15 protein-coding genes are annotated in these 16280 nt (G+C 36.9%); 7 read left to right on the top strand and 8 right to left on the bottom strand.

What is annotated here, in order from left to right:
* From QNJ50_RS24955 to QNJ50_RS24930, 6 genes are all read right to left on the bottom strand, one after another.
* A partial coding sequence (locus QNJ50_RS24955) for a F0F1 ATP synthase subunit B' (RefSeq protein WP_300640992.1) occupies window positions 1-357 on the bottom strand: 357 nt, incomplete at its 3' end.
* A gap of 229 nt (window positions 358-586) precedes the next feature.
* Window positions 587-832 (bottom strand): ATP synthase F0 subunit C, encoded by a 246-nt coding sequence (gene atpE, locus QNJ50_RS24950; protein WP_008233924.1) that lies wholly within the window; start codon window positions 830-832, stop codon window positions 587-589.
* A gap of 153 nt (window positions 833-985) precedes the next feature.
* Window positions 986-1738 (bottom strand): F0F1 ATP synthase subunit A, encoded by a 753-nt coding sequence (gene atpB / locus QNJ50_RS24945; RefSeq protein ID WP_027844146.1) that lies wholly within the window; start codon window positions 1736-1738, stop codon window positions 986-988.
* A gap of 60 nt (window positions 1739-1798) precedes the next feature.
* Window positions 1799-2239, bottom strand: coding sequence for an ATP synthase subunit I (locus QNJ50_RS24940; protein WP_300640972.1), 441 nt, complete (start codon window positions 2237-2239; stop codon window positions 1799-1801).
* 831 nt (window positions 2240-3070) lie between these two features.
* Window positions 3071-4261, bottom strand: a complete 1191-nt coding sequence (locus QNJ50_RS24935; RefSeq protein ID WP_300640970.1) for a class I SAM-dependent methyltransferase — start codon at window positions 4259-4261, stop codon at window positions 3071-3073.
* Window positions 4262-4541: 280 nt separating this feature from the next.
* The gene (locus tag QNJ50_RS24930) at window positions 4542-6608 is read right to left on the bottom strand and encodes an ATP-binding protein (RefSeq protein ID WP_300640968.1); all 2067 of its coding nucleotides are present in this window, start codon (window positions 6606-6608) and stop codon (window positions 4542-4544) included.
* 660 nt (window positions 6609-7268) lie between these two features.
* On the opposite strand from QNJ50_RS24930, the gene QNJ50_RS24925 reads away from it, so the two are divergent.
* Entirely contained in the window at window positions 7269-7997 is a 729-nt protein-coding gene (locus tag QNJ50_RS24925; protein ID WP_300640966.1) for a hypothetical protein, read from the top strand.
* 455 nt (window positions 7998-8452) lie between these two features.
* Window positions 8453-8770, top strand: a complete 318-nt coding sequence (locus QNJ50_RS24920; protein WP_300640964.1) for a hypothetical protein — start codon at window positions 8453-8455, stop codon at window positions 8768-8770.
* A 293-nt stretch (window positions 8771-9063) separates the two neighbouring features.
* Here the strand turns inward: QNJ50_RS24920 and QNJ50_RS24915 are convergent, their stop codons facing one another.
* Window positions 9064-10107 carry a hypothetical protein gene (locus QNJ50_RS24915; protein WP_300640962.1) on the bottom strand — a complete coding sequence of 348 codons (1044 nt, stop codon included), beginning with the start codon at window positions 10105-10107 and terminating at the stop codon, window positions 9064-9066.
* A 188-nt stretch (window positions 10108-10295) separates the two neighbouring features.
* Here QNJ50_RS24915 and QNJ50_RS24910 point away from each other — a divergent pair, with 188 nt between their 5' ends.
* The 5 genes from QNJ50_RS24910 (at window position 10296) to QNJ50_RS24890 (ending at window position 15107) form a co-directional block, all read left to right on the top strand.
* Window positions 10296-10910: a CDP-alcohol phosphatidyltransferase family protein gene (locus QNJ50_RS24910; RefSeq protein WP_300640960.1), complete on the top strand. Its 615-nt coding sequence runs from the start codon at window positions 10296-10298 to the stop codon at window positions 10908-10910.
* Window positions 10907-11935: a phosphatidate cytidylyltransferase gene (locus QNJ50_RS24905; RefSeq protein ID WP_300640958.1), complete on the top strand. Its 1029-nt coding sequence runs from the start codon at window positions 10907-10909 to the stop codon at window positions 11933-11935. The genes QNJ50_RS24910 and QNJ50_RS24905 overlap by 4 nt, the downstream gene beginning before the upstream one ends.
* Window positions 11932-12609 carry a lysophospholipid acyltransferase family protein gene (locus QNJ50_RS24900; RefSeq protein WP_300640956.1) on the top strand — a complete coding sequence of 226 codons (678 nt, stop codon included), beginning with the start codon at window positions 11932-11934 and terminating at the stop codon, window positions 12607-12609. The genes QNJ50_RS24905 and QNJ50_RS24900 overlap by 4 nt, the downstream gene beginning before the upstream one ends.
* 146 nt (window positions 12610-12755) lie before the next feature.
* Window positions 12756-13613, top strand: a complete 858-nt coding sequence (locus QNJ50_RS24895) for a class I SAM-dependent methyltransferase family protein (RefSeq protein WP_300640954.1) — start codon at window positions 12756-12758, stop codon at window positions 13611-13613.
* Window positions 13614-14369: 756 nt separating this feature from the next.
* Window positions 14370-15107 carry a hypothetical protein gene (locus tag QNJ50_RS24890; RefSeq protein WP_300640952.1) on the top strand — a complete coding sequence of 246 codons (738 nt, stop codon included), beginning with the start codon at window positions 14370-14372 and terminating at the stop codon, window positions 15105-15107.
* A gap of 46 nt (window positions 15108-15153) precedes the next feature.
* Here the strand turns inward: QNJ50_RS24890 and QNJ50_RS24885 are convergent, their stop codons facing one another.
* Window positions 15154-16086, bottom strand: coding sequence for a GYF domain-containing protein (locus QNJ50_RS24885; protein WP_300640950.1), 933 nt, complete (start codon window positions 16084-16086; stop codon window positions 15154-15156).
* Window positions 16087-16280 lie beyond the last annotated feature (194 nt).

Below are 16280 nucleotides of genomic sequence, written 5' to 3'. Positions count from 1 at the left end.
ATTGAAGGCTTCTTGTTTTTGCTGTTCTATTTCCCGAGATGCTTGCTCTCGTTTTGCAGCAGCTTCTTTTTGAGCTTCTGCAATTTTTTCAGCATAAATTTTCTGACCTTCTTCGCGAGCTGCTAAGATTAAAGTTTGTGACTGTTTGCGAGAGTCAGCTAACTGAGTCTCATAATCCTGAGTCACTCTTTTTGCTTTCGCTAAGCGTTCGTCAGCATCAACTTTATTTGTACGGATGTAGTTATCCCGGTCATCAAGTGCTTTGGTCAGCGGTTTATAAAAAATTGCGTTTAATAAAGCTGCCAGAAGCAAAAACTGCAATGCCATTAAGGGCAAGGTCGCATCAAAATCAAACATCTTCTATGGGGCTTATACTGCAATTTCCATATGAAGCAAAGTTATGAATTTCTTCATATTTTGCGATATATTTTGCGATGGTTCCATGTTCGTTTTTGACACGGGCGACGAGCGCAACGAACAATTACCTGAAAACAATTACCTGAAAACCTCTCTTCCCTGACGCGGAAAAATCGCGACACGAACGATATAGAGACGCACTTTCGCGTCCCTACATCAAAGAAAAAGCTTAGGAAAATGGATTCGCAAATAGTAATACTAGAGCAATTACCAAACCATAGATTGTTAGTGATTCCATGAACGCCAAAGTCAACAGCAAAGTACCACGAATTTTTCCTTCTGCCTCTGGCTGACGAGCAATACCTTCTACTGCTTGACCTGCAGCGTTACCTTGACCAATACCAGGACCAATTGCTGCTAAACCAATCGCGAGAGCAGCAGCTAAAACTGAAGCAGCAGAAACTAATGGATCCATCTTGATTTCCTTCCCTTTAGTAAATATCAATTATCGAGGTTTCAGGTTCGAGGAGCGAGACTTTGATTTTCAACTTGGTGTTAAATCTAAAATCTCAAGCCCTAAATCTAAAATTACACTAATTTCAGACCAAAAATGAGTCTTAATTAATGTTTAATCACCGTGCCCTTCCATCGCTTCGTGTATATATGCGGCTGCTAAGGTGGCAAATACAAGGGCTTGAATGGCACTGGTAAATAATCCCAACGCCATCACTGGTAATGGTATAAACAGTGGCACGAGTAATACCAACACTGCTACTACCAATTCATCCGCCAGAATATTTCCAAACAGACGGAAACTCAGGGAAAGGGGCTTGGTGAAATCTTCTAAAATCGCAATAGGCAATAAAACTGGTGTTGGTTCTATATACTTTTTAAAGTATCCCAAACCCCGCTTGCTAAATCCTGCATAAAAGTAAGCCAAAGAAGTTAGCAACGCCAAAGCGACGGTCGTATTGATGTCATTTGTGGGAGCAGCTAATTCACCAGATGGTAGTTCGATCAACTTCCAAGGAATTAGAGCACCTGACCAATTCGAGACGAAGATAAACAGGAACAATGTGCCGATAAATGGCACCCAAGGGCGATATTCTTTCTCACCTATCTGGTTTTTGGTCAGATCCCTAATAAATTCTAGGGCATATTCCATTAAATTTTGAATACCACTGGGAACTCTTTGGATATTCCTAGTAGCTGCTAATGAAGCCACCACGAGAAGCCCAATCACAAACCATGAAGTGAGAAAAACTTGCCCATGCACTTTTAGATTGCCTAATTGCCAGTAGAAATGATCTCCTACTTCCAATTCGGCAAGGGTAAAAGAATTAAAGACAGTTAAGACGTTTAAAACATTAAGCATTTGCATTTCTCAAGAAATTTCCCCAAACAGGAATGATTGGAGTATTCCCTTTCTCAACGCTAACTATTAATGGTCGGGATTGAATGTTATCCGTAGCATGTAAACAATGAGCGTTGCTTTATAAGTTAAAAAACCCAAAAATATGGGAAGCACTTGTAGCTGATGCCATTGACTTGCTATGACTATCAAACCAATCAACAGAGCAAAACGATTTTTTTTCAACCTTACTCTTTCTTGGTTCAATTGCTCAACATCTTTCGCCAACATGTTCAAATAAACTATACCCGCACATGCCCCAAGTAGATAGTTAAGAGCAATGTTTAAAGAATAAAAAATCCATACTGAGATAAAGATTATCCCTATCAGAACAAGAGTTATTAAAAGCAGTTCTTCGGAAAGTTTATAAAACTCTTCCATTGAATTTCCAGAGCTTGAGCCCTCAAGATCTTCTACTGCTTCTTCTTGTCTTGTCGCGATCGGATCTATTGATTCATCTGACGAATTCACGGGATTTCAAACCAGTTTAGTGAACTTATGTTAGCTAGATATTCAGCCAGTTGAATCATATCACGATTGGGTAACAATACTTTAGAAAAAAACAATTAACTTATTGTCACCAAAATGCGATAAGCAAAGGCTATATTCCTCAATATACAGGGCATTTGCGACCCAAGTTTTAATTAGTTGGGCAGAACACATTTCCTGGAACATACGCAAAATTACTGATGACATAAAAGATGTTTTGTGCGTACATTCGCACCTGAAGTTTTATAATTAGCAGAGATATAGAGATGGCAGAAGGGAATAATCTCTTACAACATATTTTAACTCCGATCTTGTCATCTTGTCATTTGCTTTTTGGCTATTCTCATACATTCTCTGAAATCAAAAAAGCAATTTCATCTGAAATTTTTAACGAATCCAGCAATTAAATGCTTGACATTCTCATTATTCTCAATGAAAGTTCAAAAAATATTAGCAATACATGAGCAATAAACGATAATGCCGTTGAGTAATTAAACGTTGCTTAACTTCAAGTTGAGAATGACATTACGGACAAAATTAGAGTCTTGGCTGTTGATGAGGATTCGCCAACAATACCTTAAATCTGCTATGACTTCCGAAGACAAATCCATAATATTTTTTCATGGAATTATAGGTGGGGAGATGGGAAGAATCGGAAATCATTAGAATTTTTTTGGGAAAATTTTTGGAAAATTTTTTGGGAAAATTCTTGGAAAATTTTCGGGAAAAAATTTGTGACATTTTTTGACATTTTACCCAAATCAAAAAAAATAAATGTCTTTTCCCCAGCCTAACAGTCTAACTAATAATTATTTAGTTCCCTGACAACATAATTAATTGCTGTTGCTGAAGTTTTCTGATTTCTGGTAAACCTAATTCTAAATCTTTAATAATTTCTTCAACTGTTAAGCTTCCGTTGCAAGCTTGCATGAACTTAAACTCCTCATCTGATAATTTTACTACTTGGTAATTGTAATCAAATATACACTTACTTGGGAACCCATCTATGCAAGGATTAATTTCTGGAGTTGCTCCAAGCAAAGCTTGCTCGTCAGACCAATTGGTGTGGGGTAATGGTGGACGACTGAGGAAAAATTCGTAGTGGGTAATTTCTGGGTTATCTGGATCTAATATTTCTACTAAACGGTAACGTTGGCGTTCGCTCAAGTTTGCTGCTCGCTCCATTAATTCTGGGTTCTGACCTAAAATTCGTTCTAAGTTCCAGTAACCAGGATTAGAAAATCCCACAAATTCTAACCCGGAAGCGTCAATTAATTCAAATAAAGTTTCGGAATTATAATCAATTTCTTGAGGATGAACGTACATATCAGCAAAATTTTCATCCTTATGATTTTCCAGAGCCCAGAGTTGTTTGTCTCGCTGTAAAATTCGATTATTTTCTGGTAAGGAAGCAAATATCTGTCTTCCAACCTGTACTCCATCCCGATAGTCACCCCTTTTTTCCCCTTGGAGCATCGCGATCGCTTCTTGCATGAATTGAATTTCTCTTCGTCCCAATTCTCCATATACGAAAATATGGAATAAACCACCGGGTGCTAATTTTTTGGCTAAAGCTTGAATCCCGCGAATGGGATCGGGAGTATGATGTAAAACTCCTACACAATTAATTAAATCAAATTCTCCCTCAAGTTGTTCTACATCAAATAAACTCAGGTGGTGAAACTCCACGCGATTTGCACCGGAGCGTTGACAGCGTTCTTTTGCAACTTCTAATGCACCTTCACTTAAATCGATTCCCACAACTGAAGCTTCTGGGTTGAGGTGAACTAAGTATTCTGTCCCAACTCCAGTTCCACAACCAGCATCAAGAATGCGAATATTTTCACGACCGGGTTTTTGTCCGGTACAAAAGTTATAAGCAGATGACCATTTCCAGCGCCAGTTATAACCTGGTGGGGGCTCATCTAATAAGGGTTCTGGAGGGAAAGGGTAAGTATTATAAAGTTTGGCGACGGCGTTACTAATGGTTTGGGAATCGGACATAGTAAGTATAGTTACAGGATTATTTGCATTATTGAGTTTATCGAATGCTGGTTACCTATAGCTATTTTCACAGATAGACGTCATGCAAAACGATTAATATTTTCAGGAAGTCATAAATATTGGAAAGTAAATATGGAACAGGGGAAGTAAATAATAGGGAACAATTATGACGACTACGGTATGTGGAAATATAGCGCTACGCGCAAGTCATTGATATATCCGCATATATGCGCTTTTCAATTGATTTGCGAAATCAAAGTAATATTAACCCAAGCCAGTATTAAATCAGAAGTTTTTCCTGGGGTTCAATCGCAGCTTCTATAGGAAGAGTAATTGTAAACTTTGTTCCATGACCGACTATTGAATCACACTCTAGTTTCCCTTTGTGTTTTTCCACCACAATTTTATAGCTAATAGATAGTCCTAAACCAGTACCTTGACCTACTGACTTGGTAGTAAAAAACGGGTCGAAAATACGTCTTTTCACTTCTGGACTCATCCCAGAGCCATTATCACTAATAGTGATGATGCAATTTTTACCTTCGTGTCTTGTTTGCAAAGTGATTTTAGGTTTTTCCCGATTTTTTATTGCTTCAGTACCATCTGAATCTTTGAGTTGGGGACTTTCTTTGTATGCATCGATCGCATTCGCCAAAATATTCATAAATACCTGATTTATCTGTCCGGGACAGCATTCTACTGATGGTATGTCGCCATAATCTTTAATAATTTGGATCGTAGGAGATGATTTATTATCCTTGAGACGACTTTGCAGAATCACCAATGTGCTATCAATTCCCTCGTGAATATCTGCTTGTTTGACATCTGCTTCATCCAAACGGGAAAAAGTACGTAAGGAATTAACAATTCCAATAATACGTTCCGTTCCGACCTGCATAGAATTCAAAAGCTTGGGAAAGTCTCGACTGACAAAATCTGGGTCCATATCTTCTATCCGTTCTTGAACTTCAGAGGATAAATTAGGACAATTTTCTTGATAGATCTGGATTATCTTCAATAAATCTTGGCTGTATTCACCCGCATGTTGAATATTTCCATGTACAAAGTTTACTGGGTTATTAATCTCATGGACAACACCAGCAAGCATTTGTCCCAAACTGGACATTTTTTCCGAATGAATTAGTTGAGCTTGAGTTTCTTGGAGTTCTTGAATATATTTTTCGATCCATCTAATTAAGCGATTAAAATGAATGGCTAACATTCCTACTTCATCTTGAGTTGTAACCGGTACCCGCAAAGTAAAATCACAAATTTCTGTGACCTTTCTCGCTGTCATGGTCAATAGATTGAGGGGGTCAGACAAAGTGCGAGAAAATTTAACAATGATAATGGATGCGACCGTAGCTAAAACCAAAAAAATCAAGCCAAACATTAATAAGATTTGTTTAGCAGATTTATGAATTTCTGCTAATTCAATGGAAGCGACTACAATCCAATTTCTTCCGGGAACTCGAGCTAAGGTAAAACGGCGATCGTTGTAAATGAAGGATTTTGTGTATGGTCCGCTATTTTGGGGTCTAGACTGATATCTCATAGCATGTTGGAGTAATACATCTCCCCCTAAGACCTTCTGAGAACTTATATTTGCGAGTTTTGTACTATGTAGTTTTTTATTATTCTTAGCGCGATTCATAGTTGTCACAACCATGGGATTTTTTCCATCTGCAATCGATATGATTTGCAAATGCTCGGAACCCAAAAGCTCGATTTTATGGAGTTCTTCAGCTAAGAAATTGAGGTCCTTAGCCCTGTAACCGGCTTTAATAACACCAAGAAATTGACCAGTTTTAGGATCGACAATCTTATTTATCAGGTCGAAATAAAGAGTGTTAGCGGATTTATGTGGGTGTGGTGGAGTAATAAAAGTTTCTGAATTTTGTAATTTTTTCGCCTTTTTCCACCAAGCTTTATTTCTTTGAATCAAATCAGGAGTGGGTTTACTAGAGGCGATATTAAAACCATGTTGCTCTGTAAAAAATATATCTGTAAAGTTGCCAAGTTTAACAAGCCTTTGCAAATATGAATTTAATAATTGATTGACATTTAAAAGTTTGTTTTCTTTAAATTGATTTTCTAATTCAGTAACCGATTTTTTTTCTAAACCTTCTTGTTTAATTTCTTGAGAAGCACTACGAACTGCATTAATAATTAGGGGATCTGTTGCTGCGGTTTGGAGTATAGCTGATTCAAATTCCAGTTTCTTACTAGTTAATTCTGCAACTATTATTGCCCGATCATGCAATTGTGCTTCCTTTTGTTCAGACGAACGTTGATAAGTGATTACCCCTCCCAAAATTCCTGCGATCGCCAATGGGATCAAAGTCACAGGAAGAAATATGATTAACATTTTTTGACGGAGAGATTTCGCTCCTAGCAAATATGAATTATAAATTTGTTTGTGTTTTTTTTTGGCGGTAACATATTTACTCCGATTATTTGCACTATTGAGTGTACCGAATGCGGAGTCTTAATGGCTAGTTGGGAGTGATTTGAGATACCTACTTCATAAGAACTAAATCAAACAATAGTAACTAGCCCGTTATTTTCTGCTTGAAATATTGATTTAATAAAAATAAGGTATGTAAGGTTCATATGATCGACTTTTCAGGCAAATTATTATTTTCATAGGTAGAAAATATTGCTTAAATATTGTCGTTCGAAAGAGATATATATAAATACATCCTCAATTCTTAAGGTACTTAAACGTGACCGCTATGATCAACAATTATTATTTATTGATTACTTAGTTTTTTAAGACTAAAAAACAAAAGCAAGTATAAAAAGTTTCGTAAAACAATGCTTTTATATCTCGGTATTTATCATTCATTAACCTTATCTTAAAGAAATAACAAAATTAGTAATCATTGATAATTACTCAACCTAAGGACGTGCTAAATTTAGCACAAGAGATTTTCATTAATTAGAAATACTTTGGTGTAGAAATCATTTGAGATTAAAAGTTAATTTAAAAATTAACCAAAAAATCATGTATAAAAACAGAGATATTGGAGAACGATTCCGAAGATTTCTTCCAGGCTTTGTGATGACTCAAATATTTGCAGTATTTTTACTGGGAGGATTATTTGTTACCCATTGGTTGTTTGGTGTCAATCTTTATTACGTAATGGGCGACCCCTATAGTGTTTTTAGCAATATTCTCAAAACAGTTCAGGATGCACCAAGTACATCTATAATCAACCCTAATTCGTTTCGTTTACCCCTGTATGTCGGTTTAGTTTCTAACTTAGGAATTTTGCTTTGGTGTAGTGTTACAGCAATATGTTTTTTTACTTATCTGTTGACTTCTAGAAAGCCAAAATTATTTAGACTATCTCCATCTTTCTTTTCGTGGTCTGCTGTTATCTCCAGTATTTTACTGTTCGACGATCTGCTATTAATTCATGAAAAAATAGTACCTAAATACTTGGGAATCAGCCAAAATACCGTTTTTATGATTTATGGTTTATTAATTTTGGCTTATTTTGTGCGTTGGCGACGTCAAATTTTACAAACTGAATATTTATTTCTTCTTGTATCATTAGTTTTTTTTGCTCTTTCAATATTTCTGGATATAGCTCATTTACCAATTAGTCACCATACTTTTTTTGAAGATAGCTTCAAGTTTATGGGTATTTTGAATTGGAGTGTTTACTATATCCAGACTTGTCGGACTCAGATCGATATTTTAATATCAAAAGTTTTGTTGAGTGTTTAGATTAGAACAGACTTTGAGGGGTTTATTTGAACGATAAAATTTATTCCATTTGCTTAAACACAGAAATCGCCCGATTCATATACTCACAAGTTTCTTGATCTAAAGTATTTTGACTAGCTGTAGTTATACCTTCTTGTTGATACATCGTATTTAAAGATTTCTCAATCTCAGGGTTACCACCAGTAAAATTCAGGAAATTTAATTACTAAAAGAGCAGTGGACAAAGTTATACAACAATTAAAACGTAATGATAAAGATTTGCTGTAAAAAGGTAAAGAACTTGAAAAAATAAACAAAGAATTCAGGGTCTTTTGTGACAAGAAAAAGACCAAGCTTGAATTTACAGGACTCAATCTCAAATAGTAAGTTAACTTTTATAAAGGTTGATTTTTGTATGGCACCTTTCCAATAAATGCATTAAATTATACTTTATTGCATTTTAACAGCAGTTTCTCATGTCTATTCTTCAAAGCGCAGTTGATGGGAGAAAACACCAGCATATCTATGGTACTGTCGAGCGAGACGGTAGTTCGATTGCAGGTGAAAGTTTCCGTTGTCGCAGACTACAGGAAGGAACCTACCTTATAGAATTCGACCAACCTTTTGATAAACCACCAGTACCAGTCTGTACAGTGTACGGACCTCCTTGGATTACTTTTAATCTTTCAAGTGCAATTATTGAAGCCAGTCAACATCATTTCGTCTGTATTACTTCATCACCCGATCGCCCTGTGGATTCTGGTTTTAGCTTCATCGTTTTTGGTGACATCTAAGAGTATTATCAGGTTGAATGAAAAATTATTGTGCTACCTTTAGCTCTTAACTTTTAAACTTTTGATTGCAAGCTCTTAATAGGATCTAGAGTTAAATAGGGTAGTATTCTCATCAATAACCTTCTCTTGTACTTCAGGCTTGAGAAGATTATTGATGAGAGAGAAATCGATAGTTGATTATTGGAGTAAAAATACTCAAGTATATCAGTAGTAATTAACTTTTTATTTTTAAGTATATTTACACATTGAACTAACGGAACTTAGACAAAAAAATTCTTTTTTTCTACAAGTAATCAAACAGACATAATATTACTCATAGCTTTTTGGATATCAAGTTTTAGGAATCGATCGACTGCTTGGTACATCCAATAAAGTGGTAATTTAGGGTCAGAACCAGTTTTCTGAAATCCCAATGCTTGTCCTAATTCTGCATAACTGGGATGAATTATTAAGGTATACATATCCCATAAATTGGGAAAATCTTGTTTCATCTTATGAAGGGTTTGTTGCGCATCCTGTAAGAAAAGAACTTGAGCCTGTTTCTGGTAGGAGCTATCAATCATCCAACTACGAACAAAAACAGAACGACAAGTTTTATCTCCTGGTAAAGCCATTTTAAATGGATCGACTTCGGTAACTCGACTTAGATGAAGTCCTTGACTGGGAGGAGCAAAAAATTTAATTTCCGATTCCCGCAGAGTAGGATAGAGAACATAAAATCCCACTGGATTCTGATTATCACTACGCCGTAATACTCTCATTCCCCCTGCATATTGACTAGCCCAGTCGCGGAGAATATTGGCGATGCGGTAAGGTACGGTATCTGTATTCCGATTGAGCCAATTGTAATTACTGGCTAACATATTAGCAATGGGGATTGCATCGCTGCGCAAATCGAAAGCATCTGGTTTAACGATCGCTGTATAATCTAGGGTGTGGTGCTCCAAAAGTTCTGGGAGTGGTTGAATTTCAATTTGGGTACAATTACCATCAAAGTGTTTTCTAATTAACCCCAAAGCAACCAATTTATCCAGCATCATACCAGCCGAACGCTCACCGCCTCGTTCCTGATCGCTATAAAATATATCTGCAGCTTGATGGCAACTACATTCGACCCAACCTTGGGGAAAAGCTAACTCCTTCAAGGGTGATTTTGGCAGAGTATGACGAGTTTGACAATCTTTCAAAAACAAATATAACCAAAGACGAACAAAGCATTCAGCTCGCCATCGTGTCATCCCTACCCGTTGCATCAGCGATTTAACATACAGTTGACGCTGTGCTTGGGGGAGCCATTGCTCAAATTTTTCAGGATTAAACGCAGATAATTCTGACATGATGGCTACGGGTACGAATAAAGAGATTGTCTTACTCTGATACCGAGCATAACAAATTCTTCGCAAAAACTTCGATCTGCTTCGATCTCCTTCTTCACCATTCGAGAGTGGTACGGTATGCTCGATTGGGTCATTTTTATTGCAGAGGTATGGTCTTTATATTTAGGGTATGAGTTTTTGCAAGGCTGATGTTTACCCTGTATCAATTTAAACCTGCATTCCAAAATAGTCTTCGTCCGCTGGTTAATCGGTTAGCAAGCTGGCAAATTTCCCCCAATCAGATTACGGTATCAGCGATTTTGCTATCTGTCGCTATGGGATTAACAATTACTTGTTATCCCCAATCTAAATTTGTGTTTTTACTGCTTCCCATAGTTTTGTTGCTAAGAATGGCGCTTAATGCAATCGATGGGATGCTTGCTCGCGAACAGAATTTAACAACAGATATGGGGTTTGTACTCAATGAACTCGGAGATGTTATTTCTGATGTTGCACTCTACCTACCCTTTAGTTTTGTTCCAGGTATTAGAGCATCTTGGATTATAACCATTGTTATCCTTGCCATTATCACCGAAGTTATTGGGTTTTTAAGATTCATAATCGATAACAAGCGTAGCTATGAAGGACCAATGGGTAAGAGCGATCGCGCCTTATTTTTCGCCATCATTAGTCTGGTACTGGGATTTGGAATTGAAATTGAATCTATCTCTTTTATGAACAGTATTTGGGTAGGAATGGTTGTTCTTCTTCTGTGGACGATATTCAATCGCAGTCGATCGCCATTTCAGAAGGATATGTCATGAGCATAAATTTACCAATCACTAACTTATCAATCACTAACCTACCAATAGTCAATTTACCGGTTGTTAACTTACCAATTGTGAACTTATCAACTTCAGTGCTTTTAACTCTGGCTGGAATTTATGGATTACTACTTATTTCCACAGCAATTATTTATACTTTAGGATTTTATAATCCTCAGAAAGACTACAACGAACTGAAAGACCGCATCAAGTCTTGGTGGGTGATGGTTACTGTTTTCAGTTTGGCACTATTTCTTAATCGCACTGTTTCTATTATCTTTTTTGCCTTTCTCAGTTTTCTGGCGCTGAAAGAATATCTTTCCCTGATTCCAACTCGTCTCGCAGACCGTCAGGTTTTGTTATGGGCATATTGTGCCATATTGCTCCAGTATTTCTGGATTTACATTGGCTGGTACGGGATGTTTCTCATCTTCATTCCCATCTATATGTTTCTGTTCTTACCCATACAGATGGTGTTAATTGGTGAAAATCAAGGTTTTTTAAATGCCATTAGCACCCTTCAATGGGGATTGATGTTAACTGTTTACACCATTAGTCATCTTTCCTATTTATTAATGTTACCACCCGAGGGAAATCCCATTGCTCGCGGTGCAGGTTTACTGGTATTTCTGGTGGTACTAACAGAAATTAACGATATTGCTCAATACGTTACTGGTAAAATTTTGGGCGATCGCAAAATTCTTCCGAAAGTCAGTCCGGGAAAAACTGTAGAAGGATTATTAGGCGGTATATTAGTCACTACAGGATTAGCGATCGCTCTTGCACCTTGGCTCACTCCATTCGATAGACTGCATGCTCTTTGTCTGGGACTCATCCTGAGTTTGACGGGATTCATCGGTGACGTGAATATTTCTGCCTTAAAACGAGACTTGAATATCAAAGATAGTGGAACTATTATTCCCGGTCATGGTGGTATTTTGGATCGCATCGATAGTTTGATTTATACAGCGCCTCTGTTCTTCCACTTCACCGTTTACTTCTATTATCGGGGGCAATTTTTATGAACCGAGTTCTAAAATTTCTCTTTGTACTAATTGCTAAATTCTTGATATTTATTATTCTCGGTTTGCGCATCAAACATAAGGAATTACTACCAAGTAATGGTCCCGCTATTTTGGTTGCGAATCACAATAGTCACTTAGATACCTTCGCCATAATGTCTCTTTTCCCATTATCAATGGCGCATAATCTCCGTCCTCTAGCTAATGAACAATATTTCCTTCAGAAAAATTCTTGCTTAGCCTGGTTTTCCCAGCATGTTTTAGATATTATTCCAGTCCGTTGTAACTCAAATCAAGAAGATTCTCCTAAAGAAAATTCTCCCAAAGATATTTGCACCAAACACCGCACCTTTTTTAAAGATTGTGCAGCAGCTCTAGCACAAAACCAAATTCTAATTCTTTATCCTGAAGGTTCCAGAGGCGAACCTGAGTCCTTAAAAGAGTTTAGATGTGGTATCGCTCATCTTGCAAAACGACATCCCAATGTTCCTATTATTCCCATTTTTATCTATGGACTCGGTAAAGCCTTACCAAAGGGGAAATGTCTGCTAGTACCTTTTCTATGCTTTATGTCTATCGGTCAAACACTCTATTGGGGTGGAGATAAACAAACCTTTCTTCACAAATTGAGAGAACAAATGCAGACTTTGTCAGCAGAACAAATGCTTGCAACTTGATTAAAAATCCTATTAGACGTCTCCGGAAAAGAATGTAGAGACGTACCATGGTACGTCTCTACAAAGATTTTGGATTATACATATTCAATTTCCGGAGATGTCTATTTTATCCAACGTTTACTATTTTATTTTTCTTAGAGGTCAAAATGTTACAAGAATCATTATCAACTTACGAAAAACTCCTACGTCCATTACCTGCGTGGAATCCTAAAGCCTGGTATTACGGATTATTGAGTATGTCACTCAAAACAGTTGGAAAGTTATCCAATGGAGTTCAGATCGGCTTTCAATATGGATTCGATTCTGGGGTGATGCTGGAATACGTTTATGCAAATCAACCGAGTGGTATTACACCATTGGGGACACTCATTGATTGGTTCTATCTTAACTCCCAAGGATGGCGCGGTATTCGACAGCGTTCTAAGTTACTCAAAAGTACTCTGCGGGAGGTATTACATTCTTACCAACAGCAAAATATTCCTTGCAGTTTATTGGATGTAGCTTGTGGAGGTGGACGTTACGATTTGGAAGTTTTGCAAGAGTTTCAGGATAAAGCGATCGCAGCAACCTTACGAGATTACAAATTAGAAAACGTTACCAAAGCCTGTCAACTGGCGATGGACTTGGGAGTTACAGCCCAAATCGAACAAGCTGATGCTTTTAATGATGAAAGTCTAGAGCGAGTACAACCCCGACCCAATGTAATTGTTGTTTCTGGATTGCATGAAATTTTGCCAGATGATGACTTAATCGAGCATCACTTCAAGCAGCTTTATCAAATTATGGAAGCACCAGGAACCCTAATTTTCACTATTCAACCCAATCATCCCCAGTTAGAACTAATTGCTCGTACCTTACCCACTCACACAGGTCGCCTTTGGGTGATGCGGTTGCGTTCTTGGGAATTGACTCACAAGTGGGCTGCAAATGCGGGATTTGATAATTTTCAGGTTTGTATGGAACCGAATGGAATTTTTGGAGTTGTTACGGCGCGGAAGAATTAGTAGATATATAGAACCCATTTGGGATCTCGTCATATAACCATAAGCCTTACAGCTTCTAGTTTTTAGTGTTATCGGAATCAGTGCTTTGGAAACACCTATTCTGGCGTAAAATTTTTGAATATACCAGCCCTTGAAGAACCTACTTTTTCAAGAAAAAGATCTCAAATGGGTTCTATAGGACTTGGACACTTATTACAACAATTCAAGTTTTTTGGGATTACTATTACTTTTACAGAAATGCAACACCTGCGTTACGCCTCCACTAGACACTAAATTTAGCTTGCTATTGAAGTTTTGAATAATATTAGAATGCACTAACAGGAAAGCTTAAACCAACTAAGCTTACCTGTTATTCTTAGTCTATATAGTTTCAAAAACCTTACCACCAAATTCTGTATAAGCCAAAGTAATAACTTAAAAGTGTTTGGCTAGAAGTAAATGACCATTTTTTTGTACCTATATTAATATTTTGGACAGGTCTATTTAAAAGGTGATTAGAAAATTCTTGCTAACGGATTGATAAAATCCTCAAATCCATCCTTTATGAGCTTTACAAGATATATCTGGTAAAGTACTTCTGGTTAAAGTTATGTCCAGAATAAATCATAATATTAATTAAGGTATGTCCGGAATACATCATATATTGTTGTAGAGGAAATAGATCTCAAGTATTTATTCTCATAATTTTGTGGCGGCAGATATGTTTTACAAGTATAGTGCATATGCACTATGTAATGCTTACCAATAAGGATTCATATGTCTAAATCATTTAAACTATCCAAAGAACATGAAATATTTGCTTCATTCATGAAATGTCCTTTATGTAATCAATTTCCAATCGTTCCAAAATATTTTCAGGGTAATGGTACACCTATTTCCCGAAATGTAGCTATTTTTGATATGGATATTTCAGCAATTGCAGAATGCCCAAGATGTAAGCAACGTTGGTCTGTTTTTGCTAGTTCCCAATCAGGGGGGGTATCTAAAAATATTTCACGGTCGAGTGTTAAATATAATGAAGTACATTCAAAAGAAATTTTGGAAGTGTCTAAATTTCAACTTGTAGAAACAGAACGTTGCGAGGAACCTCTTGGTAGCGAACGCAGAATTATCGACAATTCTAAGAGTGCAGGTCGTTTAACCAGGAAGTTCACAATTAGTAAAGAGTGGTCAAAGAACTACACCGTTGACTTTGAAAAAATCGTAAAAGCTCAGGGAGAAATTAGTTTTAATCCATTGAAATTAGTTAACCTTAAGGCAAATATTGAGGGAAATATAAGGACAAAGTATTCAATTTCTGAGAATATTAAGAATGTCTATACTGATGAAGTATCTTTGGAGGTAGAAGCCAACTCAAAAGTATCATACCTTTTTAATTGGAAACGAATATTGCAGAAGGGATTTATTAAATGTTTTGACCGGATTGATAGGGAATTTGCTTTCATACCATTTAAAGTTGTAATAGGTGTCACTTTTGACATCATTACAGAGTAGAAGTGTTACAATTCAGATAAATCAAAACTGCCTATTTTGAGTTATTTTAAACATATCGTCTATTCTCTCGGTTTTCACCGATTAAATTAACTAGACTCATAAATAAAAATACAGCATATGTCGCAATAATCGGACCACTAAATAAACCAACAATACCACCTACCAACTGAGATATTAAAGGGTTAGTAGAAGCAAACACAGCTCCTAATATTCCTGCTGGCAAACCAACTACTAAACCAAGTATGAAGAATGCCCAGAAAATTCCCCACCAGAATCCTTTTGTTAAATTCCAACTACGACTAATAGCATCAGTTGCTGGTCGATTCTCTATCATTACTGCATAGTATACAAAGGATAGGCGGAGAGATAAATATACACCTGGGATAATCAGGCAGATAAAGGCAGCGATTAAGATAAGAAGTAATATAAATTGTGCTAAAACTAGTTGAACAAACTTTTCACCAGCTTTCTGCATGGAATCTGCAATAGTTACCCCTTGCTGAGTTAAATTCTGCTGAACATAAAAAATAGATGCTCCTGAAACAAATGGCAAAACACACACCCAATATATGACAGACAGCAAAACCCAAACACCAGGGGAGTTTTCTAGTAAGGCAAGACCCAGCAGTATGTTAATGAATAGAGACGGTACAAAAAATGTCAGCATAGGGATATATACTGTTCCCACATAGCTGAATGAATCTCTTAGGAGGCGTCCTGGTTCAAGAAGTTTTTGATTGGTCGCTGTACTCCCACTTCTTCGAGTAGGTATTGGAGGAGGTATATCAGTTGGAATTGGAGGAGGCATATCCTCTGGGAACAGATCCTTAAGTTCTGTCTCCAGAATAGCTACCCAACCATCCATACCCTGTGTCCAAACTAGAGTCGCTGAATGAATATCTCCTCGGTTGATGAGGTCTCGTATTTCTTCTAAGCTAACTGGACCCTTTTGAGTGCTATTTTGCACAAAGTACCACATGATTTTCTCTCTTCTAGAATCATGACTACAATTTAGTTTTAGGCGTTAAGCTAACGAAGAGTTTAATATAATACTTAATAGACCTGTCCGGAATATTAACTTGGTGCCAAAAAAATGGTAGAACGGAGTTTTCACCGTCTACCAAAATGAAAAATCCACTTCATTATATTCAAGAATACCCACACCGCACAAAA

Source organism: Mastigocoleus sp. MO_188.B34, from assembly GCF_030065675.1.
Classification (GTDB): Bacteria; Cyanobacteriota; Cyanobacteriia; order Cyanobacteriales; family Nostocaceae; genus Mastigocoleus.
This window is presented reverse-complemented; position numbering and strand designations above follow the sequence as displayed.

What these genes read in the sequence shown, in the direction of transcription:
- atpE (WP_008233924.1), bottom strand. Translation starts at nt 832, where the DNA reads ATGGATCCATTAGTTTCTGCTGCTTCAGTTTTAGCTGCTGCTCTCGCG.
- QNJ50_RS24920 (WP_300640964.1), top strand. Translation starts at nt 8,453, where the DNA reads ATGTCTATTCTTCAAAGCGCAGTTGATGGGAGAAAACACCAGCATATC.
- QNJ50_RS24900 (WP_300640956.1), top strand. Translation starts at nt 11,932, where the DNA reads ATGAACCGAGTTCTAAAATTTCTCTTTGTACTAATTGCTAAATTCTTG.
- QNJ50_RS24925 (WP_300640966.1), top strand. Translation starts at nt 7,269, where the DNA reads ATGTATAAAAACAGAGATATTGGAGAACGATTCCGAAGATTTCTTCCA.
- QNJ50_RS24890 (WP_300640952.1), top strand. Translation starts at nt 14,370, where the DNA reads ATGTCTAAATCATTTAAACTATCCAAAGAACATGAAATATTTGCTTCA.
- QNJ50_RS24885 (WP_300640950.1), bottom strand. Translation starts at nt 16,086, where the DNA reads ATGTGGTACTTTGTGCAAAATAGCACTCAAAAGGGTCCAGTTAGCTTA.
- QNJ50_RS24905 (WP_300640958.1), top strand. Translation starts at nt 10,907, where the DNA reads ATGAGCATAAATTTACCAATCACTAACTTATCAATCACTAACCTACCA.
- QNJ50_RS24935 (WP_300640970.1), bottom strand. Translation starts at nt 4,261, where the DNA reads ATGTCCGATTCCCAAACCATTAGTAACGCCGTCGCCAAACTTTATAAT.
- atpB (WP_027844146.1), bottom strand. Translation starts at nt 1,738, where the DNA reads ATGCAAATGCTTAATGTTTTAAACGTCTTAACTGTCTTTAATTCTTTT.
- QNJ50_RS24915 (WP_300640962.1), bottom strand. Translation starts at nt 10,107, where the DNA reads ATGTCAGAATTATCTGCGTTTAATCCTGAAAAATTTGAGCAATGGCTC.
- QNJ50_RS24910 (WP_300640960.1), top strand. Translation starts at nt 10,296, where the DNA reads ATGTTTACCCTGTATCAATTTAAACCTGCATTCCAAAATAGTCTTCGT.
- QNJ50_RS24895 (WP_300640954.1), top strand. Translation starts at nt 12,756, where the DNA reads ATGTTACAAGAATCATTATCAACTTACGAAAAACTCCTACGTCCATTA.